This is a genomic window from Gemmatimonas sp. (assembly GCF_021298855.1).
Taxonomy (GTDB): Bacteria; Gemmatimonadota; Gemmatimonadetes; order Gemmatimonadales; family Gemmatimonadaceae; genus Gemmatimonas.
Genome location: NZ_JAJTHI010000012.1, coordinates 35,801 through 61,685, shown reverse-complemented (window position 1 = coordinate 61,685; position 25,885 = coordinate 35,801). Strand labels below are relative to the sequence as shown.

General features: G+C 69.2%; 19 protein-coding genes. 9 read left to right on the top strand and 10 right to left on the bottom strand.

What is annotated here, in order from left to right:
* Window positions 1-80: 80 nt before the first annotated feature.
* On the bottom strand, window positions 81-569 hold the full coding sequence (locus LW840_RS05895) for a TonB-dependent receptor plug domain-containing protein (protein ID WP_291262059.1): 489 nt from the start codon (window positions 567-569) through the stop codon (window positions 81-83).
* Window positions 570-1,049: 480 nt separating this feature from the next.
* On the opposite strand from LW840_RS05895, the gene LW840_RS05890 reads away from it, so the two are divergent.
* The 3 genes from LW840_RS05890 to LW840_RS05880 all read left to right on the top strand — a co-directional run bounded on the left by LW840_RS05890 (window position 1,050) and on the right by LW840_RS05880 (window position 3,293).
* On the top strand, window positions 1,050-1,640 hold the full coding sequence (locus tag LW840_RS05890) for an SH3 domain-containing protein (RefSeq protein ID WP_291268212.1): 591 nt from the start codon (window positions 1,050-1,052) through the stop codon (window positions 1,638-1,640).
* A gap of 144 nt (window positions 1,641-1,784) precedes the next feature.
* Window positions 1,785-2,270, top strand: coding sequence for an Rrf2 family transcriptional regulator (locus LW840_RS05885; protein ID WP_291268211.1), 486 nt, complete (start codon window positions 1,785-1,787; stop codon window positions 2,268-2,270).
* Between the two features lie 81 nt (window positions 2,271-2,351).
* Window positions 2,352-3,293 (top strand): glutamate--tRNA ligase family protein, encoded by a 942-nt coding sequence (locus LW840_RS05880; protein WP_291276596.1) that lies wholly within the window; start codon window positions 2,352-2,354, stop codon window positions 3,291-3,293.
* Between the two features lie 137 nt (window positions 3,294-3,430).
* Here the strand turns inward: LW840_RS05880 and LW840_RS05875 are convergent, their stop codons facing one another.
* From LW840_RS05875 to LW840_RS05855, 5 genes are read right to left on the bottom strand one after another with little or no spacing between them, the layout of a single operon-like run.
* The gene (locus tag LW840_RS05875) at window positions 3,431-4,753 is read right to left on the bottom strand and encodes a M20/M25/M40 family metallo-hydrolase (RefSeq protein WP_291273469.1); all 1,323 of its coding nucleotides are present in this window, start codon (window positions 4,751-4,753) and stop codon (window positions 3,431-3,433) included.
* A gap of 5 nt (window positions 4,754-4,758) precedes the next feature.
* Window positions 4,759-5,193, bottom strand: a complete 435-nt coding sequence (locus tag LW840_RS05870) for a Rieske (2Fe-2S) protein (RefSeq protein WP_291268209.1) — start codon at window positions 5,191-5,193, stop codon at window positions 4,759-4,761.
* 20 nt (window positions 5,194-5,213) lie between these two features.
* Entirely contained in the window at window positions 5,214-5,720 is a 507-nt protein-coding gene (locus LW840_RS05865) for a Rieske (2Fe-2S) protein (RefSeq protein ID WP_291262065.1), read from the bottom strand.
* A 53-nt stretch (window positions 5,721-5,773) separates the two neighbouring features.
* Window positions 5,774-6,295, bottom strand: a complete 522-nt coding sequence (locus tag LW840_RS05860) for a hypothetical protein (protein ID WP_291262066.1) — start codon at window positions 6,293-6,295, stop codon at window positions 5,774-5,776.
* A gap of 31 nt (window positions 6,296-6,326) precedes the next feature.
* Window positions 6,327-6,908 (bottom strand): hypothetical protein, encoded by a 582-nt coding sequence (locus tag LW840_RS05855; RefSeq protein WP_291276595.1) that lies wholly within the window; start codon window positions 6,906-6,908, stop codon window positions 6,327-6,329.
* A 293-nt stretch (window positions 6,909-7,201) separates the two neighbouring features.
* On the opposite strand from LW840_RS05855, the gene LW840_RS05850 reads away from it, so the two are divergent.
* Together LW840_RS05850 and LW840_RS05845 are read left to right on the top strand one after the other, a co-directional pair.
* Entirely contained in the window at window positions 7,202-9,376 is a 2,175-nt protein-coding gene (locus LW840_RS05850) for a BamA/TamA family outer membrane protein (RefSeq protein WP_291276597.1), read from the top strand.
* Window positions 9,377-9,417: 41 nt separating this feature from the next.
* On the top strand, window positions 9,418-13,986 hold the full coding sequence (locus tag LW840_RS05845; RefSeq protein ID WP_291276594.1) for a translocation/assembly module TamB domain-containing protein: 4,569 nt from the start codon (window positions 9,418-9,420) through the stop codon (window positions 13,984-13,986).
* Window positions 13,987-14,007: 21 nt separating this feature from the next.
* On the opposite strand, the gene LW840_RS05840 is transcribed toward LW840_RS05845, so the two are convergent.
* The 3 genes from LW840_RS05840 to LW840_RS05830 all read right to left on the bottom strand — a co-directional run bounded on the left by LW840_RS05840 (window position 14,008) and on the right by LW840_RS05830 (window position 17,249).
* Window positions 14,008-15,519, bottom strand: a complete 1,512-nt coding sequence (locus LW840_RS05840; protein ID WP_291270157.1) for an AarF/UbiB family protein — start codon at window positions 15,517-15,519, stop codon at window positions 14,008-14,010.
* Entirely contained in the window at window positions 15,506-16,465 is a 960-nt protein-coding gene (locus LW840_RS05835; protein ID WP_291276593.1) for an SDR family NAD(P)-dependent oxidoreductase, read from the bottom strand. Before LW840_RS05835 ends, LW840_RS05840 begins: the two co-directional genes overlap by 14 nt.
* Before the next feature lie 94 nt (window positions 16,466-16,559).
* Window positions 16,560-17,249 (bottom strand): hypothetical protein, encoded by a 690-nt coding sequence (locus tag LW840_RS05830; protein ID WP_291276592.1) that lies wholly within the window; start codon window positions 17,247-17,249, stop codon window positions 16,560-16,562.
* A 101-nt stretch (window positions 17,250-17,350) separates the two neighbouring features.
* Here LW840_RS05830 and deoC point away from each other — a divergent pair, with 101 nt between their 5' ends.
* The 4 genes from deoC to LW840_RS05810 all read left to right on the top strand — a co-directional run bounded on the left by deoC (window position 17,351) and on the right by LW840_RS05810 (window position 23,427).
* The gene (gene deoC / locus LW840_RS05825) at window positions 17,351-18,397 is read left to right on the top strand and encodes a deoxyribose-phosphate aldolase (protein ID WP_291270160.1); all 1,047 of its coding nucleotides are present in this window, start codon (window positions 17,351-17,353) and stop codon (window positions 18,395-18,397) included.
* 88 nt (window positions 18,398-18,485) lie between these two features.
* Entirely contained in the window at window positions 18,486-20,873 is a 2,388-nt protein-coding gene (locus LW840_RS05820) for an aldehyde dehydrogenase family protein (protein ID WP_343213677.1), read from the top strand.
* Window positions 20,870-22,624 carry a M3 family oligoendopeptidase gene (locus LW840_RS05815; protein ID WP_291262075.1) on the top strand — a complete coding sequence of 585 codons (1,755 nt, stop codon included), beginning with the start codon at window positions 20,870-20,872 and terminating at the stop codon, window positions 22,622-22,624. Before LW840_RS05820 ends, LW840_RS05815 begins: the two co-directional genes overlap by 4 nt.
* Before the next feature lie 101 nt (window positions 22,625-22,725).
* The gene (locus tag LW840_RS05810) at window positions 22,726-23,427 is read left to right on the top strand and encodes a hypothetical protein (protein WP_291268199.1); all 702 of its coding nucleotides are present in this window, start codon (window positions 22,726-22,728) and stop codon (window positions 23,425-23,427) included.
* A 76-nt stretch (window positions 23,428-23,503) separates the two neighbouring features.
* Here LW840_RS05810 and LW840_RS05805 read toward each other — a convergent pair whose 3' ends face one another.
* On the bottom strand, window positions 23,504-25,876 hold the full coding sequence (locus LW840_RS05805) for an FAD-dependent oxidoreductase (protein ID WP_291276591.1): 2,373 nt from the start codon (window positions 25,874-25,876) through the stop codon (window positions 23,504-23,506).
* Window positions 25,877-25,885: the final 9 nt, after the last annotated feature.

Sequence of the window (25,885 nt, the reverse complement as noted above, 5' to 3'; positions counted from 1 at the left end):
GACCCCAGCTCTGACCCCAGCTCTGACCCCAGCACTGACCCCAGCTCTGACCCCAGCTCTGACCCCAGCAGTCCCGGCAGTCACCGCGAGCGCGTCACCACGATGATGGCCCCGGCGCCCGAGGACATCGTACCATAGCGCTGCGTGGCGTCGCCCGGTGAGACGAGCTCGATCCGTTCGAGCTCGTTCACCCGGATGCGGTGCAGCAGTTCGAAGTCGCTCACCTGCGCCCCGTCGATGACCAACACGGGGCGGTCGGCGTTGGTGTTCGTGAAGCTCGATTGCCCGCGCCGCTGCCGAATGGAAACCCCGCCCCGGTTGTTCTCCGAAAGCCGATAGCCCCCCAGGCGCTCGATCACGGCATACGCGTCGAGTACGTTGAGCTCGGCAATCTGTTCACGGGTAATGACGCGACTGCCGGTCCCGGTGGGAATGGCCGCCGAGTTGCTGTGCGCACGCGCGTTGTTGGGCGCACACCCCGCCATGGCGAACAGCACCGGCATCGCGCCGGCGGCCACAAGCGCCGCACCGTTGACCAGGCGACGTGAGCGAAACGCGAGAGAAGTCATGGCGCGAGGGCTGGAGGGATGACGGCCACCTGCGTCTGCAACTCTGCGGGCGCTGGCGGTGACGCGCAAGCCGCGTGACCTCAAACGCGCCAGCCCGGGCAGCGGTGGCGCGGACAGCACACAGACGCCGTCTGCGGCAACCGGCGCTCTGCAACCGGCGCACGGTGGTATTCCAGAAAACGGAAGTTAATATCTGTCAACTTGCTCGCAGGCACGTAGCGGGGAATTGAATTGTCCCCAATCGTTACCTCCAACGACGCAGGCCGTCACTTTCGTAGACGGTTTTCGCCCGTGTCCGCACATCCTTCCTGTCCCTCGGCCGTTCTCCGTATGGCCTACCTTCGTTGCACACAGTGTGGTTCCAAGGCGTTGGTCGCTGCCTCGCAGTGTCCAAAGTGCGCGCATCCGTTTCGTCTGCTCGATGCTCGGGGTGAGCGCGCCAAGCTGAAGAAGTGCCGCTCCTGCGGCATCATGCACCGCGTGGATACGCACTGTCACTGGTGCGGAGAAGTGAAGGGGTTCTCGTTGCCGCGCGTGAGCAGTGCCGCGTTGCGCAGCGCGGCGGCGGTGGCGCTGACCGTCACGGCCGCCGGCGGTGTGTGGCAGTACGCGCCCGCGCTGCGCGATCTCGCGGTGGACGCTCGCCGCGGTGCCGCAGCCACCGTGGTCGTTGCTCCCGCCACCGCGCCGGACACCCGCGCCGTGGCCACGACGGCTTCGGGGCTCACGGGCGCGACATCCCCGTCGCTGACCGACGGCAGCGTTGCCGTGACCGCTTCGCCTGCCCCCGCCGCGGATTCCCTTGCCATGGCCGGCGCCACGCCGACGGCGGCGTCGGCCACCCCGGCGACCGATGGCATTACCTGGACGCCCGCCGTGGCACGCACGTGGGTGAACGTACGAAGCGATGCGAGTCGTGGCGGCGAAGTGGTCGGGGTGATCAAGCCGGCCTCGCGGGCCATGCTGGGTACTGATCGCGCGGGATGGCGGCAGGTGCGCTCTCCCGACGTGAGCGGCTGGGTGGATCCGCGGCTCTTCGAAGCCGACAGTCTGCGCACGCGCGGCGAATAGTCACTGGTCGCTGTGCGGGAATACCGTACCCGCGTGTCGGGTATCGGTCGCGAAGAACCGTGCCTTCCCCGACTTCGGCAGCCCGTGAAAGAGGCGAATCTCAGCGTATCATGAGGTTTGCTCTGTCTTTCAACCGGACCTGCCATGCTCTCGGCTACTGCTGAACATGCCGTTCGTGCCGTGTTACTGCTCGCCCGCCACAACGGGGCCAAGGCGCTCTCCGCCGACGCCATTGCGGCGGAACTGGGGGCGCCGCGCAACTATCTCGCCAAGACCCTGAACGCGCTGGCCAAGGCGGGCGTGGTGCGCAGTGCGCGTGGCGCTGCCGGTGGCTTCACGTTGGCCATTGCGCCGGAAACGCTTACGCTGGCGCGCATCATCAACCCGTTCGATGATCACGCGCGCACACCGGCCTGTCTGCTGCGCAATCGTCCCTGTGATTCCCTGAATCCCTGCGCGGTGCACGGACGCTGGAACGCCATCGTGGGACACGCGGCCGCGCGATTCGAGCAGACCACCATTGCGGAATTGTTGGTGGATGCCGGGCCTGCCGGGGCGTATACGCCGGCGGTCGCCCTGCCGGTGGACGTGGCCGGGCCGGTGCGCCCGGTGGCGATGCTGCGCGTCTGAGGGCAAACGCGCAGTGCGCCCGGTGCCAGCGGGCGCGCGGCGTGCCATTGATGCCGTGCCCGCATGCCGATAGCCTGCGGCATGCCTTCGCCACATCCCGACTGGCGCCACCGGCTTGCGCACGCGCTGCCCTCCACGGGGTGGCGCACCCGCTTCGCGCCGGCGCCGACCGGCTACCTGCACCTCGGGCATCTGGTCAACGCGCTGCATGTGTGGGGGATGGCTCGGGCGCACGGGGGCACCGTGCTGTTGCGCATCGAAGATCATGACGGCACCCGGTGCCGTCCGGAGTACGAGGCCGCACTGCTCGACGACCTCGAGTGGCTGGGGCTGCACCCCGATGTGTACGCCCCCCCCACGTTCCGCGCCGATTGGAGTGGGCACGCGGCCAGACAATCCAATCAGCACGCGCGCTACGCGACGGCGTTGGAGTCGCTACATGCGGCCGGTCTCGTGTACCCCTGCCGGTGCACGCGCCGTGACATCGCCATACAGGTACCGCACCAGCCGGGGGAGGAGCCCTGTTACCCCGGCACATGCCGCGAAGCGTCGGTACCACCTGGGGAGTCGTTCGCCCGGCGGGTGCGTCTCGATCCGTTCATCGCCGGCTTCGACGACCTCCGCCTCGGCCCCATGGTGCACGAACCCGCTCGGCAGTGCGGCGACCTCCTCGTGCGTGATCGGCACGCGCAGTGGACGTATCAGTTTGCGGTCGTTGTGGACGACCAGGCGCATGACATCGATGTGGTGATTCGCGGCGAGGATCTGCTGGCAAGTACCGGCCGGCAGCTGCAGCTCGCGGCGTTGCTTGGCCGCACGCGGCCGCTGCGCTTCCTGCATCATGCGCTGCTGGTGCATCCCGACGGCAGCAAGTTGAGCAAGGCCACCCGCGATACGTCGTTGCGCGAGATGCGCGCGGCGGGGGCGCGCCCCGAGGCCCTGCTGGCTGAAGCGGCGCGACGTGCCGGACTGGTGCAGCGGGACACGTTACCCGTCACGGCCCTCGCCGAGCTCTTCGGGTAGTCGGGTGTCATCACGGCGACGGACAACTAACGACTAACAACTCACAACTGAAAACCGAAAACCCCCCGGGACATCACGTGTTCTTCGGGGGGTTCTTAGTGGTCAGTGGTTAGTTGCTAGTAGTTCGTGGTTGGTTCTCACTTCACCCCGAGCATTCCCAGCACGGCCAGCAGCACCCACTGCGGCCCCTTGTAGCCGTCGTTGCGATCGTCGTACGACTCATCGAGCGAGTGCGCACCGCGGCCCACGCCGCCGCCGTCCAGCGTCACCGCGGGAATGCGCAGGTTCATGGGCACGTTGGCGTCGGTGCTCGAAATGGTGAGCGGCGCATACACGTTCATGGTGCGCGCCGCCGCCAGCGACGCGCGCACGATGAACGACGTGTCGGGGGTGGTGCCGGCTGGGCGCAGCCCCATCGTGTCGATCTGCAGCGTCAACGCCGCCTTGCTCTGCGGCCAGCGCGCCTTTTCCTCCACGACCGCTTCGCGCAGCGCCTTCTGCAGGCGCGCATCGATCTCGGCCAGTGCGGCCGCCGTTTCGCTGCGAAGGTCGATCTCCATGATCGCTTCGAACGGAATCGAATTCACCGACGTGCCGCCCGACACGATGCCCACGTTGAAGGTCACCTTGGGCGTCGTGCTCGCCTCCAGGTCGGCAATCTTGGCAATGGCGCGCCCCATGGCGTGCATGGGGTTGGGCATGCCGAAGGCGCCATAGCTGTGGCCGCCCGGCCCCTTGTAGTGCACACGGTACCGGTTGCTGCCGACGCCACCGTTGGTGACGCCGAAGCCCGTGCCGTCGATGGAAATGAACATGTTGATGGAGTCGCGCAGCGGACCGGCGAAGATGGCGCGCATGCCGCGCAGGTTGCCGGGGCCTTCTTCGCCAACGTTCCCCACCACCAGCAAGCGGCCGCTGAAGGGGATCTTTTGCGTGATCACCTGCTTCGTGACCGCGAGCACCACCGCCAGCCCGCGACAGTCGTCGCCGATGCCCGGGGCAATGAGCTTCGTGCCTTCACGCTTCACCCGCACATCGGTGCCTTCCGGGAACACGGTATCCAGGTGCCCCGCGAGCATCAGCGTGGGACCCGGGCGCGCGCCGCGGACTTCCCCGATCACATTGCCTTCCTTGTCGATGCGCACGTTCTGCACACCGAGTTCGCGGAAGCGCTTGGCATACTCGGCGGCGCGCGCCTGCTCCTTGAACGGCGGGGCCGGGATCTGGCAGATCGACGCCTGCTGGTCGAGCGTCCACGCATTCTCATTCTGCAGCGCCGCGAAGGACGCCGTCACCGCAGGATGCTTGGCGAGCCGGTCCACGCTCGCCTCGAGCGGCGTGGGTTTGGCGGCGGCGGGTTTGGCTTGCGCCAGCAACGGGGCGGGCGCCGCGGCGAGGAGGGAAACGCACAACGCCGGGAGCATGCCCCCGGCGTTGGACGCGAAACGGGTGGGACGCATGAGGGTCAACTCGTGATCGTGATGGTGCCGGCGGTCGCGTTGGAGGTCACCGTGAACTCGACCAGACCGGAGGTGCGCTCCCCCCCGATCCACCCGCCGTTGGCATTGAACGTCGCGCCATGATTGGGACAGCGGAAGCCCGCGGCGGTAATGCCAATGGTCGTGCCCTGGTGCGGGCACACCATGGAGAAGGCCCGGTAGCTGGCGGGACCGCTGCGCACCACGGCAATGGGCGTCCCCGTGGTGGTCACCCGGGCAATCCCCCCCACCGTGGCGAGCGCGGGGAAACTGGCCAGTGTGACCGTAACCGTTACGCCGCCCGGTGCCGGGGCCGTGGGATTGCTGTCCCCCCCGCCGCAGGCGGCGAGGAAGGCACCGACCGCCGCCAGGGTGCCGGTGGCCACGAAGTCACGACGGGAGCACGAGTTGCAGCCAGACATGCAGGTCTCCGGGGTGTGAGTCAGAGCTTGATCGATGCGGCAGCCCAGCGCGCCGGATCGGTATCGCTTTCGAACGCCAGGTCGGGATCGACGGTGAGCGTGTTGCCATCCCGGGTGATCTGCAGCCGATCCATGTTGCGCGTGGCGCGGCCGCTCACAAAGGTGCCGTTGGGCTGGTACTTGGATTTGTGCCGGGGGCACTGAAAGCCCGCCCCCTTGGGCAGCACCTTGAGCGCGGTGTTCTGATGCGGACACGAGAGGGCGAAGGCAAAGACCTCGCCCCCCGCGCGGCAGAGGATCACTTCGTTGGTGCCGTCAATGGAAACGCCGTCGGCGGCGGGGAGCGGATACTTCACCGGTCCGCGTCCCCCGGGACGCACCTCGAGCGCCTGCACGGTGCTCACGGGGCCAAACAGCGCCCAGCCGGCCAGGGCCGCGCCCGTGGCGAGTGACTGGCGGAGGAAGGCACGTCGCGCCGTGCAGCCGTCGCACGCTGATGCGCTATTGTCGGGAGGTACGATGGGCATGTTCGACCTGGTGAAGCGAGGGGCGGCCACCGTGGCGGCAGCGCCCGCGCAATTCAGATGTTGGCAACCAGCACCCCGAGCAGGACCACCACGATCCACCCGGCGAGGCTGAGGTAGGCGTGACGCCGCAGCCGGAGCCACGGCCCGGTCACCTCCGGGCCCGCGGTGGACATCTCGATCGTGTTGCGGGCGTTCGTGAGCACCTGCCCCTCGACCCGCTGCATGAGCGCACCGTTCAGCACGAGCAGCCCGATGGCCCCCATCTTCAGCCAGAATACCCGTGACGACCAGAAAGTGCCTAGGTCGGCCGTGCACAGGGCTACGCCACTCATGACGGTCAGGGCCAGCGCCGTGATCACCACACGATGGGTGGCGTGCAGGTCGGCCGCGACGGCGAGATAGCCTTCGCTGCTCCCCGGCGCGGCCAGCACGACGCGCCGATCGGCACCAACGGCAATGCCGCCGCCAATGAACAGCGCCACGACATGCACCGCGATCACCGCCGTGGGCAGCCAGCTGCTGGCCGCGTAGAAGTCGGCCCATGGTTGAAAGGCGGCCGTGAGGAGGTCCTGCATGGAGGCGGGGTGAGGGGGAGAGAAGGCGCGATCAGTTGCCCACGAGCATCAGCAGCCAGCTCGCGGTCGATACGCCCATCGAGCCAAGGGCCACGTTCCGGTGCAGACGGCGCTTCTCGCCGTTTTCTTCCGGCTCGTCGGCCAGGCTGCCCGCGTAGGCGAACCCGCCACTCGCCGCGAGGAACAGCACGCTGTGCACGATGCGCCGCGTGCGTCCGTTCGGATCCTTCCGCCCCTCCCACAGGTTCCATGTGCCGGTCACCGCGTTGGCGCCGAACAGCAACGCCGTGCCTCCCGCCGCATACGGGTGGATGGTCTCGGCCCACTCCGGTGCCTCGTTGCCCTTGGATAGCAGCTGGTCACCGGACACGTACGATGCGGCAAACAGGGGCAGCATGGCCCAGCCGAGGGCCCGGTGAATGGTCACCCGGCGCGTGTACCCATCACTGTAGGTCACCGCCTTGCGCGCCCGCCGCTTCACGGTGTCCTGGGGCGCGGCGCTCGCCAACGCCACTGGTGAGAGCACGGGACCGCGCGCCGATGCACGCGGGACGCTGTCGCTCGGCGCGAGCACGAGCAGCGAAGCGGTCAGGAGTGCCGATGAGAACGCCATGGGAGGTCACGTAAAGGTGAGGAGACGGACTCTGGATGCCCAACAATCTACCGCCCGTCAGCAAGGCGGATGAGTCTGGTACCGAGCACCACTACCCCTGTAGCTGACGGCCCCAGGCCGCTCGATTGTTCCCGGCGCCCCGTCAATCGCGAGGTGCATTACATTCGAACAGGATGCCCCCACGCTCACTGCCGTTGATCGCCCCCCGCGCCCTCGCCCGGAAGCCGGAAGCGTCAGGGGTGGTGCGTCGGTGTCGGCCCCGGGTGCTGTGTGTCCCGATCGTAGTGGCCGTGATGCTGTGCGCGCTGCCGCTGGTTTCCCCGTTGGTCGCCCAGCGCGCCACGCGCTGCGGCGTCAGTGAACGGGTGAAGGCCGTGGCCTTCGAGGGGAGCCCGGCCTTCGATGGGTTGGCCATGGCCGCCACGATCGTCACGCGGCAGCCCGGCTTCGCCACCCGCGTGCTGCGCCTCGGCACCGCTCCCTGTCTCGATTCTCTCGAGGTGCGGCGCGACGCCCTGCGTCTGGCCATTCTCCATCGGCAGTCGGGGTGGTTTCAGGCGTCGGTGGCGCCAGTGATCACACGCCGTCCCGATGGGGTGCGGGTGCGCTTTGTCGTGACCCCGGGGCGTGAGGCGCTGCTGGATACCATTCGCGTACAGGGCATGCCGCAGCCGCTCCCCGGACGGCGGCCGTACGATGCGCCCTTGCTGGCGTTGCAGGGGCAGCGCTTCGACCGCACTCGCGTCGATACCACCGTGTCGAGTGTCGTGGCCCACCTGCGTGACGCCGGCTTCGCCCGCGCCGGTATTCCCGCCAGTCACATCACGATCGACAGCACCAACGCCCGCGTGTCCCTCGATCTCACCTTCGAGGTGGGACGTCGCATGCAGATCGGCGAAGTCCACGTGGCGATTCGTCCGGTCACGACCGGACGCCCCCGCGTGGACTCGGCCGACGTCGCGCGCCTCGTGGCCATCGATCCCGGCGACCGCTTTCGCGCATCGGCCCTGCTCGACGCACAGCGCGCCCTGTATCGCTCGGAAGCCTTCCGGCTGGTCCTCATGGACACGGTCACGCCGGCGACCGGCAAGGACAGCGTCCTCGACCTGCGCGTCTCGGTGGCGGAGGCGCGCACGCGAGCCGCTCGGGTGGGACTGGGGTGGGCCACGCAGGATTGCGTGCGCGTGCAGGGACGCATCAACGATCGCGGTTTTCTCGGTGTGGGACGGCGCGTGGAACTCTCGGCCCGCGCCTCCAAGATCGGGGTGGGCGCCCCCACCGACGTGGCGCCGGCGCTCTGCTCGCAACCGTTGCGCGACGATCCGTTCAGCCAGCGCCTCAATTACTACGTGGGGGCCACGCTCACCAACACGCGCCTGTTCGGGCTGCCCGTGGTGCCGCTCGTGTCGGTGTACAGTGAGCGGCGCGGCGAACCGTTCGCCTTTTTGCGGGAAACGTCGGTGGGCGCACTGGCCGAGGTTTCGCGCCAGTTCTCCGCCCGGACGGCGGGCACCTTCGGCTTTCAGTACGAAAACGGGAAGACGACCACGGACCCGGTGGTCTCGTGCACCCGGTTCGGCCTCTGCCGTCCCGAGGAGCTGGTGCTGTCGGCCTTCGGACGCGGGGTGGGCATCGTGAGTACGTCGGCGTCACATGATCACACCGACGATCTCACCGACCCCTCCCGCGGATGGCGTGTGCGAGGCGAAGTACGGCTTGGGGAGACGGTGTCGGAGCTGGTCTCGACGGTGCGCTTCCAGCGATTCACCGGCGAGTGGGCCGCGTTCAGTCGGCTGTTTGGGGGAGTGCTGGGGGCGCGGGTGCAGGCAGCGGGGGCCTTCGCGCCGGGAGCCGAACTGGTCGACGGCACGCCACTCATTCCGCAGCAGGAACGCCTCTTCGTGGGCGGGCAGAACTCCGTCCGCGGGTTCCAGCAGAACCTGCTGGGGGCCGTGGATTACGTGGTGACCACCGTGCGCCCCGCCGGTGCCAACGGTGACGAGTTCGAGGTCGCGCCGGGAGCGGGCGGGCGCGCGGTGCCTCGCGGGGGCACGGCCATGCTCGTGGGCAATCTCGAGTGGCGTCGCGGCTTTCGCTTCATTGCCGAGCGGGTGCAGTTCGCGGCCTTCCTCGATGCCGGCACGTTGTGGGAAACGCGCTCCGACCGCTTTGCCTGGAGTGATTTGCGCTATACCCCGGGGCTGGGCCTCCGGCTGGTCACGCCACTCGGTCCGTTCCGGGTGGACATCGGCTATCGCCCCTATCGCATGCCTGCGGGACGGGCGCTCTACTTCTCTCCCAACAGCGAGGCGGGCGTGGCCGGCATCTTCTGCGCCAGTCCGCGTACGCGCGACGCCGCCGGAGATTTCCTGGACGTGTTCTCCTGTCCGGCCACCTTCAGCCCGCCGCCATCGCGCAGCGTCCTCTCTCGGCTCGTCTTTCACTTCGGGCTCGGGCAGGCGTTCTGATGGCGCACCGCATGTCGCCCAGGCAGCGTCGCTTCTGGTGGGTGGTTGCCATCCTCCTGGGTGCTGGCGCCGGCATGAGCCTCGGGTACGTCGTGGCCACGCGCACCGACGCTGGGCGCCGGTGGCTCCTGTCCGCGCTCGTGACGCGGGCCAACGGCGTCTTCGGCGGCCGTGGGGCACTGCGCATCGGGAGCCTGCGGGAGATCTCCCCGGGCCGGGTGGTCGCCGAGAACGTCTCGCTCGTGGATACCGCCGGCGTACCGGTGATCACGGCCGAGCGGGTGGTCGGGACGCTCGATGTGCGCGGCCTGCTCGGACGCGCCATTCACATTCGGCAGCTCGCGCTGTCCGGCGTGACCATGACGTTGCGTCAGGAGGCCCCGGGACAGCCGTGGAACATCGCGCACATCATTGCCGGGGATACGGCCACCTCGGTGCCGCACACCGGCGTCCGTTTCGGTGACGACGTGCGCATTGATGCCGTGCGGCTCGAGCGTGGCGTTGTGACGACGCGCGCCCCGTGGGCACCGCACCCGGTGTTCACCGGAGACGCGCGCGACAGTGTCATTGCCGTACGTGACAGCCTGCACGATCTCGAGCGGCTGCCCGACGGGCGTCTCTTCGAGCGGCGCCGGATCACGCTGGACGTGGTGCAGGCCCACGACCTGGTGATCGTCGACGTGCAGAAGCGCCCGGCATCGCTGCAACTCGATTCACTGCGCGGGGTGCTCTCCGATCCCCCGGTGCCGGTGCGGCACGCCAGCGGACAGATCACGTGGACCTCCGACTCCCTGCAGCTCGCGTTGCGTGATGTGCGCCTGCCCGACTCGCGGGGCACGGCCAGCGGCACGGTGGCGTGGAACCAACCCGGCCCGGTGCGGTTCGATGTGCAGCTGCAGGTCGATGCCGGGCTCGCCGACCTGGCGTGGATCTGGGATGTCCTGCCGCGGGAAGGACGGGGGACTGCGCTCGTGCACATGCGCACGCTCGCCGATGCGTACGACGCCGAGTATCGGTTGCGCCAACTCGACGTCACGAGCGGCGATTCGCGGGTGCGCGGGGATATTGCGGTGACGGTGCGGCCGGCCGAGTTGCGTCTGCACGATATCGACCTGCAGTTCACGCCCCTGCAGAGCGCGTTGGCGCGACGGCTCAGCTACGACGCGCTCCCCGCCAACGTGCGTGGCGCCTTCACGGGGCATCTGCGCGCGCGCGAAGGAGGCGCGTTGACGGCGTTCCGGATTGACCAGCTCGATGCCCGCTTCGTCGATGCGGCGGTCCCGGGCACCGAGGCGGTGTCGAGTGTGCGCCTCGCCGGCATGCTGTCGTTCGGCGTCGCGCCTCGCGCGTGGGGGCTTACGGTCGCGGATGCCGTGGCGGACCTGCGCACGGTTCGGCGGCTCATGCCAACGCTCCCGGCCATCGACGGCGTGGTCCGCGGCCAGGCGCAGGTGCGCCGAGCCGATCTTTCGGCGGCCGATGTGCACGACATGGCCCTCAGGTGGACCGACGCCGTGGGTAATGTCTCGACGGTGCGCGGCGACGCGCGGGTGCGCTACGGTGTGGCCACGCCGGAGGTGTACGCCACTCTGGTGCTCGATCCGCTCTCCATGCCGGCCTTGGCGCGCATCGATACCACACTGGCCCTGCGCTCCCGGCTGGCCGGTACGGTGGTCCTCAACGGCCCGCTCACCGCCCTCACGTGGCGTGCCCGCCTGCTGGCGCTCGACGGGGCGGCGGCGCGGCTCGCGCTCGACAGTGCCGGCGTGCCGGTGGGGACGTCGCTCACGCTCTCCGGCACCGCCATGCTGAACGAGCACGACTGGCAGGGCACGGCCGAGGGCACGCTGTCGGCATTCGATGTGCGCGTGTGGATGGGGCGCGAGACGGTGCCGGCCACCGCACTCGATGGGTCGATACGCCTGGCAGGGCGCGGGCCGCTCGACTCCCTCGGGCGCGGCGGTACCGACTCCCGTGCGCTCTCGGGTTTCGAGGGCGGTGGCGCGGTCGTGCTGAGTCAGCGTGAGGGCCCGGCCCGTCCAGCCTTCGATCTCGTGGCGAGCGCCTCGCTGGGCGGAGAGCGGCTGGTGGTGGACTCGGCGTTGGCTCGGTCGGGTGGCGTGCAGCTGACCGCACGCGGCGCCCTGGCGCGCGATACCATGCGCGTGGATACGCTGGAGCTGTCACTGCAGGCCGACTCGCTGGAGGTGGTGCGCGCGCAGTTGGCACGGTTCGCCGACATGCTGCAGCCGGTGGACACGGCCCTGGCGGCCTCGTTGCGCGCCGTGGCCGCCGACACGCTGACCGGCGATGTCTCGCTCTCCGGGTACCTGTACGGGAGCCTCGGAAAGGCCGACGCCACGGCGGCACTCGGTGGGCGCGCGGTGCAGATCGGTGCCATTCGCGCCGGCCGGGTGTTCGGCTCCGCCCACGCCACCGACGTGCTGCGGCGCCCCTCCTTCGAAGCGGTGGCCAATGTGGATGACGTCACCGGTATCGCGGCGGTGCGCCTGCAGACGGTGACCTTTCGCGTCAATGACGCAAGTGCCGACAGCGGGACCATGGTGCTGGATGTGGGCACCGACGACGATACGCACCTTGTCGTACGCGGTGGCTATGCGGCCGATGCCCGTGGCACCACCATTCGCATGGATTCGCTGCGGCTGGCCTATGACAGCGTCTACTGGCGCTCCGCGCGGGCTGCCTTGCTGCGGCGGGACAGCGTGGGGCTCACGCTGTCGCCCCTCGAGCTGCGTTCGAGTGCCGGCGGGGTGCTGGCTGTCGAGGCCTCCGTGCCCAGGCAGGGAGCGGTGCAGGGCACGCTGCGCGTCGAACGGTTCCCCGTTGGTGAAGTCGGTGCACTCCTGGCGGGCACCCCTCCATTCGCCGGGACCATCACCGGAGGGGCCACGCTGGCGGGTTCGCGCGGGGGGCCGCTGCTCAACTGGAACGTCGTGGCCGACTCGCTGGGGGTCGACGGGGTACGGTTGCCACCCATCACCAGCACCGGTCGCTACGCCGACCGTCGTCTCGTGGCCCGCGCTGAACTGCGCGATACCCTGGGTGGACGTGTGCAGGCGCAGGCCACGCTCCCGGTCGATCTCACCCTCGCGTCGGTCGACACCCGGCTGCTCGCCGATGGTGTGCAGGGCGAGGTGCTCGTGGACTCGCTGCGCCTGCAGGGGCTGCCGCTCACCATCAATGGGGTGAGCCGATTGCGGGGGGTGGTGGCAGGGCGCTTCGCCATTGGCGGCACCTTCGAACGCCCCACGGCCAACGGCCTCCTCACGCTCGCCGACGCCGGCGCCCGCATCGACGAGTTCGGTATCGAACCGGCCGACGGGGCGCTGACGCTGCGGGCCAATGCCGACTCACTGGTGCTCGAGCGCTTCCGGTTGCGCAGTGGCCGGGTCGGTGACACCGTGGGGGCCTCGGGCGTACTGCGCTTTGCGGCCGGCGAGACGCCGGCCAGCGTGGACCTTGCACTGGCCGCCCGCGATTTCATCGTCTCGCGGCAGCGTGACGGCACCGATCTCGATGTGGGCGGCGCCCTGCGTCTGTCCGGCCCGCTCAGCCGTCCGCAACTGAGTGGCCGCGTCGTCGTGCCGCAGGCCAACCTCGTCGTGGACCCGCTTGGCGCGCGCACGGCGCTCGATCTGTCGAGCGAGGCGGCGCGCGCCCTGCTGGGGGCCGACGAAGTGCCCGTTGCCGAGTCCGCGGCGCAATCCCTCTCCCGGCTGGGCTCCTCCATTACCGTGGCCAACGCGCGCGTGGAGCTGGGCAACAAGGTGTGGGTGCAAACACCGGAAGCGCGCGTGAATCTCTCCGGTGGCCTCGACGTGACCATGAACGGTGAACGGCTGGCGCTGGACGGCGAGATCCGCGCCAACCGCGGGCAGTATCGCCTCGAGCTGGGTGTGGTCAACCGCAGCTTCAGTGTCGACTCCGGGCGCGTGCGCTTCTTCGGCAACAACGCCATCGCGCCCACCCTCGACATCTCCGCCACCAACGTGGTCCGTGTGGCCGGGGGCAGCGAGATCCCCGTGCGCGTGCACATCGGCGGCAACTACGACAAGCCGGTCCTCACCCTCTCGAGCACGGATCCGCTCTACGCCAGCGCGCCGGAAAGTGAGATCATCTCGCTCCTCATCTTCGGGGCGCCCACCTTCGCGCTGGACGGACAGAGTCAGAGCACGGTGCGGGCGGTGACGGGCATTCTGCTGCCCAGCGTGGGCGGCTTGGTGGAAGGGGCGCTGCAACGCTGGCTCCCGGTGAACACGATTCAGGTGATGACCGGGCGGGGCCAGCAGACGGCGGCGATGACAGGCACCTCGCTCATCGACAACCTCAATCTCAGCATCAGCGCCGGCAAGCAGTTCGGCGAGCGCACGTTCCTGCGCCTCAACACCGGCATCTGTCGCGGTGTGGGGCAGGCCACGCAGCGCGGCGCGGGGCTGTGGGGCGGCGTGGCAGCCGAGTATCGCATCGCGCGCAACTGGTGGGGCCAGGTCGGTGTCGACCCTGGCTCCGCTCCGTGCACCCGCCCTGCCGGTGACGTGTTCCCTCGGCTCCAGTTCGGTTTCGATCTGTTCCGGGAGTGGATCTTCTAGCGCCACGCGACTCGAAACCCGTTACCCGGAACTCCCAGTGGCGTGCGCGGTGCCGGTCGACGCATCCCGTCGCTTGGGGGAGTTGCGGGTGTCGCGTTCCGTGCTGCTGGTGGTGCCCCCCAACGGCCACCACCGCTTCACCACCGTGTACGCCGTGCCGGCGAGGGCGCCGAGCGTGGCGGCCCACGTGACGAGAGGTTCACGCGCGCCGGTGTCTCCCAGCAGCGCCGCCAGCAGCTCGCTGCGCAGGCGCAGCATCACCGGTGAGGCCACGCGGATGCTGTTGAAGTGCCGGTCGTAGCGCGCGCCGATGCCCTCGATGAGCGCGGCCGTACGCGCGAAGTACACCAGTTCGCCCGGCAGAATGATGGGCCAGTTGAACAGCTCGCGCATGACCCGGTCGGCCACCACCCTGGCACGTTCCACCGTGGCGGTTTCGCTGTAGGCAATGTCCAGCAGCGTCGCCACGAGATCGGTCATCGTGTCCGGCGATGTGCCGGGCGCCACCATCCCCAGGTCGAAGAAGCCCTTGGCGGTGCCGGCCGCATCGCGGCGGATGGCTGCCAGGATTGTCTCGAACAGCGCCTTGCGCGTGTGCACCGGCACGTCGATCACCATGCCGAAGTCCAGCAGCACGAGGCGGCCCTGCCGGTCCACGAGCAGGTTCCCCGGGTGCGGGTCGGCATGGAAGGCCCCGTCGCGCAGCATCATGCGCGCGTAGGTCTCGATGAGGGTTTCGGTGAGGACGGCGGCCCGCACCTCGCCGCGCGCGATCTGCGCGTCGAGTCGGTCAATGCGGGTTCCCTCGAGATACTCCAGCACGAGCACCTCAGGGCGCGTCAACGCCGTCTCCACGCGCGGAATGCGCAGCCGCGGCTCGTCGGCGAACCGTTCGCGCATGCGCAGGCACTGCATGGCCTCACGCTCGAAGTCCATCTCCTCGCGCACGTGGCGGTCGAACTCGTCGAGCACCACACGGAAGCCCAGCACGTGCACATGCGGCCAGCGCGCGTACACCGCATCCACGATGGCCCGCGACAGCCGCACGTCGCGATCCACCACGGGCGCCACCCCCGGCCGCAGCACCTTGACCACCACCTCACGCCCGTCGTAGCGCGCGCGGTGCACCTGCCCGAGTGATCCGGCCGCAATGGGCGTACGGTCAAGTGACTGCACGACCTGATCGGGCGGCGCCCCCCACGACCGGGTCAGGGTGGCCTCGATGTCGCGCCACGGGACGGGTGGCACACGATCGGTGAGTGTGCCCAGGGCGTGCAGGTAGGGTTCGGGGATGAGATCCGCGCGGCTCGCGAAGATCTGGGCCAGCTTCACGAATGTGGGCCCGAGCGCCGCCAGGTCGCGCACGATGGTGGTGGCACGACGCTCGTGAAAGGCCATGCTGCGCGGCACCGGGGCCCCGAACCAGAGCCAGCGCCGACGGTCCCGGATGAACGACACCACCAGCGGCACCAGCGTGCCGAGGATGAGCCACAGCCTCGGCAGGTCACGCCAGGGCACCTTACGACTGCCCATGAGGTGCTGGCGCGGTGGGAGGCGCAGCGAACGTCGAGGTGGCGTGCCCTCGGGCCTCGTTGGCCCGGACGTCGCCATCGAGCGCCGTGAGCGCTCCCGACCGCAGCCAGAGCCGCTCCGCGAGATCCTCGCGGCGGGCGAGGCGGGATGGCGTGATCTTGCGGCGCCGGCACCAATAATGGCCGCTGTCGTGGGTGGCCTCCTCCGCGCTGGAAAGCCACACGAGACTGTCGGCACCCGCCTCCGGCGAGATCGACACGAGGTCCATGACGCCCCGCAGCAGGCGCCCCATGCGGCCGTTGTTGGTGGCGAACCGGGTGCGCACCACCCCGGGGTGCATCGCGTGGGTGACTACGCGCGCGGGGTCGAGACGCCGCGCCAGGCTGGTGGTGAACCAGATGTTGAACAGTTTCGAGTTGGCATAGGCGCGCCATCCGCCGAAGCCCTGCGACAGCTGCAAGTCGTCCAGCGCCGGTCGCGCATTCTCGTGCGCGCGACTGGACACGTTGATGATCCGTGCCGGGGCGCCGGGGGCCGCACCGGCGTACAGCGACGGCAGCAGCAGCAGGGTGAGCGTGTAGTACGCCAGGTGATTGAGCGCGAAGGTCTGCTCGAGTCCGTCCACCGTAAGCCGGCGCTCCAGGAACATGGCACCGGCGTTGTTGGCCAGCACGTGAATGACCGGGTGCGCGGCGCGCAGCCGCGCGGCGAGGTCGCGCACGGCATCCTGGCGGGACAGATCGGCGATTTCGCAGACGATGTCGCGGCGGCCGGTGTCCGTCATGATGGCGTGTGCGGCGGCCCGGGTCTTGGCCTCGTTGCGCCCCACCATCACCACCCGGGCGCCCCCGAGGGCATACTGCCGCACGGCGGCCTTCCCGATCCCGTCACTGGCACCGGTAATCACGACCGTCTGGCCGGCGAACGAACGCATGGACATCACCATGGGTGGAAGATGACAAAGGGAGCGCCGGTATACGACGCTCCCTTCTGCAACCCGTGGCGGCCGGGTTCGGTTCGCGACGCGCGGTGTCGGTGCGTCAGTTCGCCACGGCGGTGATGGTCACGGGGCCAACGGTGCCCGAGGTCGCGGTGGCGGTCTGCAGCCCGGTCTGCGGTCCCAGCGTCCAGCGCACGGTCACCTCGCCGAGGTTGTTCGTTACCGCCGACTGCGGCGAGAGGCTGCCGCCCCCCGAGGCAATCGTGAGCGCCACGGTCTGTCCCGGGATGGGCACGTTGTTCCCGCCCGTCACGCGCAGCACCAGCTGCACCGGCAGCGCCGTGTTGACGCGTGCCGTCTGGTTGTTACCCTGGGCAATGACGATGTCCGAGGGCAGCACGCCCACGGCGCTCAGGGTGACCGGTTCCAGGCCGGGGGCGCTCCCCGATACGGTCTGCGTCGGCTGTCCCGGCCCCAGCGTCCAGCGGGCCTTCACTTCCCCGTTGGCATCGCTCTTGGCGGTAGCCGGGTCCACCGAGCCGCCCCCGGCAAGCACGTTGAAGCTCACCGGGATGTTCGGCATGGGCGACCCATCGGTGGCCAGCACCCGCAGCACGATGGGCGTGGGCAACATCGTACCGGCGGGCGCCTGCTGCAGATGCCCCTGTACGATGGTCAGGCGCGACGCGGCGGGCGCTTCCGTAGTCTTGGTACACCCCGGGAAGGCGAGCAGCGACGGGATGGCCGTGAACAGGATAGCGAGCAGATGAGTGGGACGGGCGGAACGCATAGGCTGGTCGGTCAGGGTACTCCTCTCCGCCTGCAGGTATCGGCCGCCGTTGGCGCGGAGTTGAGCGCCATCCCCGCCACTCGTCTAGATTGCCCGTGGTCATGACCGTCACTCCCTTGTACGCGCCTCGGCCCGCCCGCTCCGCGGAGCAGCCCGGCGGGGCCCCGCGCTGGCCGACCGGACTGGCGCCGGATGTCCATCCCGCCCGCAACCCGGGCACCGCGCTCGACTTGTCGCTCGTCCGCTCCCTGCGCATCAACCGCAGTGCCGTGGAGCGGCGCACCGCCTCGCTCCCCGGCCGCCGCACGGTCAAGAAGGAGTGGCAGGCCGCGTGGCTGCTGCGGGCCATTGCCTGCATGGACCTGACGACCCTGGCCGGCGACGATACGGCTGGCAACGTGCGGCGCCTGTGCGCCAAGGCCGCGCATCCGCTCAAGCCGGAGCTGGTCGCGGCGCTCGGCATTGCCGACCTGCATCTCACCACCGGTGCGGTGTGCGTGTACCACCAGTACGTCGCCACGGCGGTCGATGCGCTCGCCGGGACGGGCATACCGGTCGCTGCGGTGAGCACGGGGTTCCCCGCCGGCCTCTCCCCCTTCGAGCAGCGGCTGGCCGAGATTCGCGCCAGCGTGGCCGCGGGCGCCACGGAAATCGATGTGGTCATTACGCGCGCGCACGTGCTCACGGGCCACTGGAGTGCACTGTACGACGAGGTGCGCGCCTTCCGCGACGCCTGCGGCGAGGCGCACCTCAAGACGATCCTGGCGGTGGGGGAGTTGGCTACGCTGAGCAACGTGGCCCGCGCCAGCATGGTGGCCATGATGGCGGGGTCCGACTTCATCAAGACCAGCACGGGGAAGGAGAGCGCCAATGCGACACTGCCCGTGGGTCTGGTCATGACGCGCATGATCCGTGAGTTCGGGGAGCGCACCGGGCACGAGGTGGGGTTCAAGCCGGCCGGCGGCATTCGCACGGCCAAGCAGGCGATCGACTGGCTCGTGCTCATGAAGGAGGAGCTGGGCGATCGCTGGTTGCGCCCGCACCTGTTTCGCTTCGGGGCAAGTGGGCTGCTCACCGATGTGGAGCGGCAGCTCGAGCACTTCGTGACGGGGCGGTACGCCGCCGCGTACCGCCAACCGATGGTTTGAGGAGTCGCTCATGGCCACTACCACGCCTCCTGCCGCATCGCCGGGCGACGCCGGCCGCGCCCCCACCGTGCGTGAGTTGTACGACCGCATGAGCTACGGGCCGGCGCCCGAGGGTGATGCCCCCGTGCGCGCCTGGATCGCCCAGCACGGCGGGCGCTTCCAGCACTATATCGGCGGCCAGTGGCACGCCGGCACGTCCACCGTCGAGGTCTTCGAACCGGCCACGGGGGCGTCCCTGGCACAGGTCGCGCAGGGCACCGCCGCCGACGTGGACGCTGCCGTGGCGGCGGCTCGTGCGGCGCTGCCGGCGTGGCAGGCGCTCGATGATCATGCGCGCGCCCGCTGGCTGTACGCGCTGGCGCGCGGCATCCAGAAGCACGCGCGGCACTTCGCAGTGCTCGAAACGCTCGACAACGGCAAGCCCATTCGCGAGACGCGCGATATCGACGTCCCGCTGGTGGCACGGCACTTCTACCACCACGCCGGCTGGGCGCAGCTGCTCTCCACCGAGTTCGCCGGCTATCACGCATACGGCGTGGTGGGCCAGGTCATCCCGTGGAACTTCCCGCTGCTCATGCTGGCGTGGAAGGTGGCCCCCGCCTTGGCGGCCGGGAACACGGTCGTGCTCAAGCCGGCCGAGTACACGCCGCTCACCGCACTGCGCTTTGCGGAACTGGTGCACGAGATCGGCCTCCCGCCGGGCGTGTTCAACCTCGTGACCGGCGACGGAAACACCGGGGCCGCCATCGTGGCGCACGACGGGGTGGACAAGATCGCCTTTACCGGCAGCACCGACGTGGGGCGCGCCATTCGCCTCGCCACCGCGGGCAGCGGCAAGGGCCTCTCGCTCGAACTCGGGGGCAAGAGCCCGTTCCTCGTCTTCGAGGACGCCGATCTCGATAGCGTGGTCGAAGGGGTCGTCGATGCGATCTGGTTCAACCAGGGCCAGGTGTGCTGCGCGGGTTCTCGGCTCCTCGTCCAGGAAGGCATCGCCGATCGTCTGCACGCCAAGCTGCGCGAGCGCATGGAGCGGCTGCGCGTGGGCTCGCCGCTCGACAAGGCCGTGGACATGGGGGCCATCGTGGCGCCGGTGCAGCTCGAACGCATTCGTGCCCTGTGTCAGCAGGGGATCGACGAGGGCGCCACCTGTTGGCAGCCCTCCTGGGCGACACCCACCGATGGGTGGTTTCATCCACCCACGCTCTTCACCGACGTGGCCCCGAGCGCCACGATCGCGCAGGTGGAGATCTTCGGTCCCGTGCTGGTGAGCATGACCTTCCGCACTCCCGACGAGGCCGTGGCACTGGCCAACAACACCCCCTTCGGCCTGGCTGCGAGCGTGTGGAGCGAGAACATCAATCTCGCCCTCGATGTGGCGCCCAAGCTGGCGTGCGGCGTGGTCTGGATCAACAGCACCAATCTCTTCGATGCCGCGGCGGGTTTCGGCGGATACCGCGAGTCCGGCTTTGGTCGGGAAGGTGGACGGGAAGGGATGTGGGAGTATCTCAAGGCGGTACGGGCGCATGAGGCCGCGCCGCGCCCCGTCATGGATGCCCCCCTGCCAACGTCCGGGAGCGAGGATGACGACAGCCGTGCGGGTCACGACGCCGATGGAGACGGTCATGCGCTCCCCCCCATCGACCGTACCCCGAAGCTGTTCATCGGTGGCAAGCAGGCGCGCCCCGATTCGGGGTACTCGCTACCGGTACGCGCCCTGAATGGCCGCCTCGTGGGCGAAGTGGGCGAGGGCAACCGCAAGGACATCCGCAACGCCGTCGAAGCCGCCCACGCGGCGTCGGGGTGGGCGAGGCTCAGCGGCCATCAGCGGGCGCAGATCCTGTACTACATCGCCGAAAACCTGTCGGCGCGGGGTGAGGAATTGGCGCGGCGTATCGTGGCCATGACCGGCGATCCGCTTGCGGCGGGCGTGACCGAGGTGGAGGCAGCGGTGTCGCGGCTTTTCACCTACGCGGCCTGGGCCGACAAGCACGATGGGGCCGTGCACGATGTGCCGCTGCGCGGCGTGGCGCTGGCCATGCACGAACCCCTGGGCGTGGTCGGCGTGGCCTGCCCCGACCCGTACCCGCTGCTGGGCCTCGTCTCGCTCATCGCGCCCCTCATGGCCACCGGCAACCGGGTGGTCGCCATTCCGTCCCCGCGCTTCCCCCTGGCGGCGGTCGACCTCTACAGTATCCTCGAGAGCTCCGACGTGCCTGGCGGCACCCTCAATTTTGTGACGGGTGACCGGGAGTCGCTCGTCCGTACATTGGCATCCCACGATGATGTGGCCGCCGTCTGGTACTTTGGATCGCAGTCGGGAGCAGCCGATGTCGAGCGCGCATCGGCTGCCAATCTCAAGCGCACCTGGACCGAGTGGACGGGCCGGGAATGGCTGGATCCGCGTTCCGGAGAGGGGCGGGAGTTCCTCCGGCGCGCGGTACAGGTCAAGAACATCTGGATCCCCTATGGCGAATGACTGATACCTTCGTGTCGATGATCGCGCTTCCCGCCTCTCCTGAGGCGTTCCGTGATGCAACGTGGGCCGACGTGCTCCCCTTCTACGACGCGCTGGCCGCCCTGCCGCTGGAGGCATCGTCGGCTGCGGTCGAACCGTGGCTGGCCACGTGGTCCCGCCTCGATACGCTCGTCGGGGAAGCGGGCACGCTGGCGATGATCGCCTACACCGGCGACACCGCCAACGCGGCGCGGGAGGCGGCGTACCTGCGGTTCTCCATGGACATCTTTCCGAAGCTCGAGGAGCAGCAGGTGCGCCTGGCGCGCAAGCTGCTCGCGGTGGGCTGGTCGCGGCCGGATCTGGAGACCACGCTGCAGCGGTTCCGCACCGACATCGAGATCTTCCGCGAAGCCAACGTCGAGCGCTTCTCGCGCATCGAGGAGCTCTCGGCCGGCTACCAGAAGCTGGTGGGCGGACTCAGCGTCGATTGGGACGGCGAGGCCAAGACCATTCCGCAGCTGCAGCCGTACCTCAAGGTGGCTGATCGCGCCGTGCGCGAACGCGCATTCCGTCTGGGCGCGGCGGCCTATCTCGACAAGCGTGACGAGCTGGCCGAGTGCTTCGATCGCATGTATGCCCTGCGTGTGGACGTGGCGCGCGAGGCGGGGTTTGCCGACTATCAGCAGTACTGCTTCACCGCCAAGCATCGCTTCGACTACACGCCGCGCGATACCGAAGCGTTCCACGATGCGGTGCGGCAGACGGTCACACCCGCCGTGGCCCAGCTCATGGAACATCGCCGCCGCTCGCTCGGGGTGGAGGTATTGCGCCCGTGGGATGTCAGCGTCGACCTCGACGCCAAGGAACCCCTGCGACCGTTCGACACCGTCGAGACATTCGTGGGCCAGGCTCGCCATATCTTCCGACGTGTCGACGCCGAACTGGGGGCGCAGTTTGCCCTCATGGCCGACGAACAGCTGCTGGACCTCGAGAGCCGCCCCGGCAAGGCGCCGGGTGGCTATTGCACGGATCTCGCCTTCCGCGGCCGGCCGTTCATCTTCATGAATGCCGTGGGGGTGCCCGACGATGTCAACACGCTCGTGCACGAGGCGGGGCACTGCTTCCACGATTTCGCCACGCACGACCTGCCCTACACGTGGATGCGCAAGACGGGGCACGAGGCCGCTGAACTCGCGTCCATGAGCATGGAGCTGCTCGCCATGCCCTATCTCGTGCAACCCGACGGCTACTACGCACCCGAGCAGGCGCGTGTGGCGTGGCTCGAACATCTCGAGGACGTGCTGGGGGCACTCGTGCACATTGCCAGCGTCGACGCGTTTCAGGCGTGGATCTACACCAGCCCCGACGGCGCCGATCGCGAGGCGCGCGACCGCGCGTGGCTGCGCCTGCGCGAGGAGTTCGAGCAGGGGGTGGATTGGACCGGTCTCGAGCGGGAGCGGCTGGCGCGCTGGTACCGCCAGCTGCACATCTTCGAGCTGCCGTTCTACTACATCGAGTATGGCCTCGCGCAGCTGGGGGCCCTGCAGGTCTTCCGCAATGCCGTACGCGATGCGGGGAATGCGGTGACCATGTACAAGCAGTTCATGGCACTCGGCGGCACGCGTACGCTCCCCGAGCTGTACGCCGCGGCCGGCGCCAAGCTGGTGTTCGATGCCCCCACCATGCAGGAGCTCGTGGATTTCACCATGGAGCGCATCGCGGCACTGCGAGCCGGCGCGGATGCGCCGTTCGCGGGGATCGTCCCGGCGTGAGTCCGGGAGCTTGCCAGTCGGGCTTACCACGCTGAAACCCTGAAAACCCTCGCGCCGTAGTGATGCGCGAGGGTTTTTCCATTCTTTCACCTGGAGCGTACATGCGTCAGTTTGCGTCGGCAGCGATCGCTGCCGTGATCATGGTTGGGGGGGCCGTGCGCGCCGAGGCGCAGACCCCCACGGTGCAGCAGGTCTACGACAAGTACGCGGCGGCCGTTGGTGGGCGTGACGCGTGGAAGGCGGTGACCGGGCGCTCCGACAAGGGCACCGCGAACGTGGCGTTCGCCGGCATTTCCGGCGCGTATGAGCGCCACACGGCGCTGCCCAACAAGATGCGCATGATCATCGATCTTGGCGTGGTGAAGATCGATCAGGGCTTCGACGGCGAAAAGGGCTGGGTGGACCAGGGGCAGGGCATGCAGCCCATGCCGGCCGAGCAGGCCAAGGAAATGGCCGAGCCCAACACCGACGGCGCCGCGTTTCTCGATCCATCGCGGTACGCCAAGTCGGCGGTTGTCGGCAAGGAAACCTTCGAAGGGGCCGAGGCGTGGAAGCTCGAGCTCACCAGCAAGGCCGGTCGCACCATTACGGAGTACTTCGATGTGAACACGGGGCTGCGTTTGGGCACGGTGACCACCACGCCGATGGGCGCGCAGACGGCCATCTACAAGGACTACAAGGAATTCGACAAGAAAAAGGTGGCCACCACGCTCATTCAGCGCTCGGCGCAGGGTGACGTCATCCTGACCAGTGAAACGGTCACCTTCGGCACGCCCGACGCCTCGCTCTTCAAGCAGCCGTAACGGATAGGCGCAGCGGTCGCGATCGCCGCGGCCGTGTGCGCCGCGCGGTCACTGCACTGGGCGGGTGAGCCACGGCTCATCCGCCCAGTATGCGTCCCGCCATGGCCACGCCGCTCAGCCACGCGCGTTCCACGTCGCTCGCCGCCTGGGGAAAGGCCATCGCGAAATCGCCGCACGCCCCCACGCCCTGCGCCGCACTCCAGAGGCAGGGGCTGTCCACCCCCTGTTCCGTGCGGGCATAGCGCCAGCGATGGCTGGCCGCGTGCAGCACCGTGCCCGCCGTCTCCAGGTGCGCGCACAGGACGGGCGTGACCTCGGCGCAGATCTCCTCCGCCGCGCGTTCCAGCTGTGCGCGGCTCCAGGTCGCACTGGCCTGCGCCACCCAGGCATCGGCCGTCGGGCGCCCCGGCAGGGCGGTCATGGCAACACAACGGACCACGCGCTCGTCGGCCCACGTCAGTTCGCCGGCGCGCAGCTGCTCCGTCAGGCGCACCGGCGGCGGCGCGTCGAACACCACCATGGTGCTCCAGCAGGGAGCCATGCGCACCTCCTGCAGTGCCATCAACGCCGACGGGGGGGCGCCTCCAAGCAGGGCAACGGCCTGCGGCGCCGGGATGGCCAGCACCAGCACATCGGCCGTGTGGGTCACGCCGTGCTGATCCTGCACCTGCCACCGGGCGCCCGCGTGTTGCCCTTGCACAAGCTGCTGCACCTGCACGCCCGTCTTCACGGTCAGGTCGGCGGCCAGATGTTTCGGCCACGTGGACATGGCCCCACGTCCGGTGTGCGCGTCGCCCAGCGCCGCCAGGTAGCCGTCCTGCTCCCACGACTGCACGAACCGACGCGTACGCGCATCGCCGAAGTGCATGAGCGGCGCGCCGTGATCGAAACGCCATGCCCCCTCGCGGCGCGTGCTCAGTCGGCCGCCCACGCCGCGCCCCTTCTCCAGCACCGTCACGCTGAACCCGTGGTCGGTGAGCGTACGGGCGCAGGCCAACCCCGACACACCGGCCCCCACCACCAGCACCGACGGCGCCGACGGCATGGCCGGACGCTCCACGCGGCGCCGATACGCCTGCAGGTCCAGACGCTTCCGATGCTCGCTGGTGGGGCGCGGACGTACGGTGCCCAGCACACGTACCGGCGGAGTGAAGGGACGGTCGAACTGCCCCAGACACCACAACAACCCGCCGTACGACGCCGGGTCCCGACCATCGAGCGCGTAGCGGTGATTGAGATCCACCAGTCGTTCGAGCGCCTGCTCGGCGTTCTCCGACCACAGGGGCAAAGCCTTGCCCCATGTCATGCGCACGTTGTTGTGCAACTCGCCGTGCCGCACGAGCGACTGCTGCGTGGCGTCCCACAGGGCGTCACCCGTCTTCCCGCGCGCCAGACGCTCCCACGACAGCACGTCGCGATGATCACGCTCGTGCGTGGCCAGCGTCTCCCGCGCCCACGCCGGAATGCCCTCGAGCGTGGTGGGCGACGCGTGCCAAAAACAGAACGCGTACGCCAGCTCGCGCCACACCAGCAGTTCGTCGAGATACTTCGCGGGGCCGTCACCCGCCAGGGCGGCGCACTCCCGCGCCACGCGCAGCGCCGACACCATGCCGTAGTGGAAGTACGCCGACATGCGGCTCACGCCGTCGATCGTGGCGTCGTTGCGCTTGGCCGCATAGCGATCCAGTCGGCCACTGCGCGTGAACTCTTCCCAGCGCGCGTAACCGGCGCGCGACCCGCCGCGCGTGTGCGGCACCGGGCCCACGCCGTGGTCGATCTCGCACTGTGCCACGAGCGCCGGAATGTCTGCCGTGGCCAGCACCACTGGCTCGTACGGCAAGGCCGCCGGAACGAACGGCGGATGCGCCGGGGTGACCTCCGGCCATGGCCGTCGCAGCCGTTCGCGACGAATGTTCGCGGTATCGTCGCGGAACGCGAAGGCGCGCGTGTGCGCCTTGTCCACCAGCGGCATGGGCACCACGCAGGCGGTGTCCACACTCCATACGGGGCAGGGCGCCTGGTCGGCGAGGCTGTCGGTCATCCAGTCCAGTGGCGGCACCGGCATCGTTTCCGTGATCACGAGGCACGCGCGTTCCGCAAGCTGCCTGAGCGCGGGCTGGCGATGCCCCGGCCGCTCCAGATGAAACGCGTACCCGATGCCGCGCGCGGCGCACTCGGCCTCCACGTCACGCGCGCCTTCGAGAATGAAGGTGTGATGACGATCGGCGGCGTACGGGTAGCGCTCGCTCAGCGCGTGATACACGAACACCGGGCGCTGGAGCGTTCGGCTCAGCGCCAGCGCGGTGTCCAGCGCCGGGTTCTCGTGGGCGCGCACCGCCGTGCGCATCCAGTACAGCACGAATTCGCCGGCGCCGGCGGCCATGCCGGCCGCCGAATGCGTCGTGACGCGTTCGGCGAGATGGTCGGGAAGCAAGTCGGGTCGAAGCACGCTGAACAA

Coding starts and splice junctions, on each gene's coding strand:
- LW840_RS05895 (WP_291262059.1), bottom strand. CDS start 569: ATGACTTCTCTCGCGTTTCGCTCACGTCGCCTGGTCAACGGTGCGGCG.
- LW840_RS05885 (WP_291268211.1), top strand. CDS start 1,785: ATGCTCTCGGCTACTGCTGAACATGCCGTTCGTGCCGTGTTACTGCTC.
- LW840_RS05880 (WP_291276596.1), top strand. CDS start 2,352: ATGCCTTCGCCACATCCCGACTGGCGCCACCGGCTTGCGCACGCGCTG.
- LW840_RS05875 (WP_291273469.1), bottom strand. CDS start 4,753: ATGCGTCCCACCCGTTTCGCGTCCAACGCCGGGGGCATGCTCCCGGCG.
- LW840_RS05870 (WP_291268209.1), bottom strand. CDS start 5,193: ATGTCTGGCTGCAACTCGTGCTCCCGTCGTGACTTCGTGGCCACCGGC.
- LW840_RS05865 (WP_291262065.1), bottom strand. CDS start 5,720: ATGCCCATCGTACCTCCCGACAATAGCGCATCAGCGTGCGACGGCTGC.
- LW840_RS05860 (WP_291262066.1), bottom strand. CDS start 6,295: ATGCAGGACCTCCTCACGGCCGCCTTTCAACCATGGGCCGACTTCTAC.
- LW840_RS05855 (WP_291276595.1), bottom strand. CDS start 6,908: ATGGCGTTCTCATCGGCACTCCTGACCGCTTCGCTGCTCGTGCTCGCG.
- LW840_RS05850 (WP_291276597.1), top strand. CDS start 7,202: ATGCTGTGCGCGCTGCCGCTGGTTTCCCCGTTGGTCGCCCAGCGCGCC.
- LW840_RS05840 (WP_291270157.1), bottom strand. CDS start 15,519: ATGGGCAGTCGTAAGGTGCCCTGGCGTGACCTGCCGAGGCTGTGGCTC.
- LW840_RS05835 (WP_291276593.1), bottom strand. CDS start 16,465: ATGGTGATGTCCATGCGTTCGTTCGCCGGCCAGACGGTCGTGATTACC.
- LW840_RS05830 (WP_291276592.1), bottom strand. CDS start 17,249: ATGCGTTCCGCCCGTCCCACTCATCTGCTCGCTATCCTGTTCACGGCC.
- deoC (WP_291270160.1), top strand. CDS start 17,351: ATGACCGTCACTCCCTTGTACGCGCCTCGGCCCGCCCGCTCCGCGGAG.
- LW840_RS05820 (WP_343213677.1), top strand. CDS start 18,486: ATGAGCTACGGGCCGGCGCCCGAGGGTGATGCCCCCGTGCGCGCCTGG.
- LW840_RS05815 (WP_291262075.1), top strand. CDS start 20,870: ATGACTGATACCTTCGTGTCGATGATCGCGCTTCCCGCCTCTCCTGAG.
- LW840_RS05810 (WP_291268199.1), top strand. CDS start 22,726: ATGCGTCAGTTTGCGTCGGCAGCGATCGCTGCCGTGATCATGGTTGGG.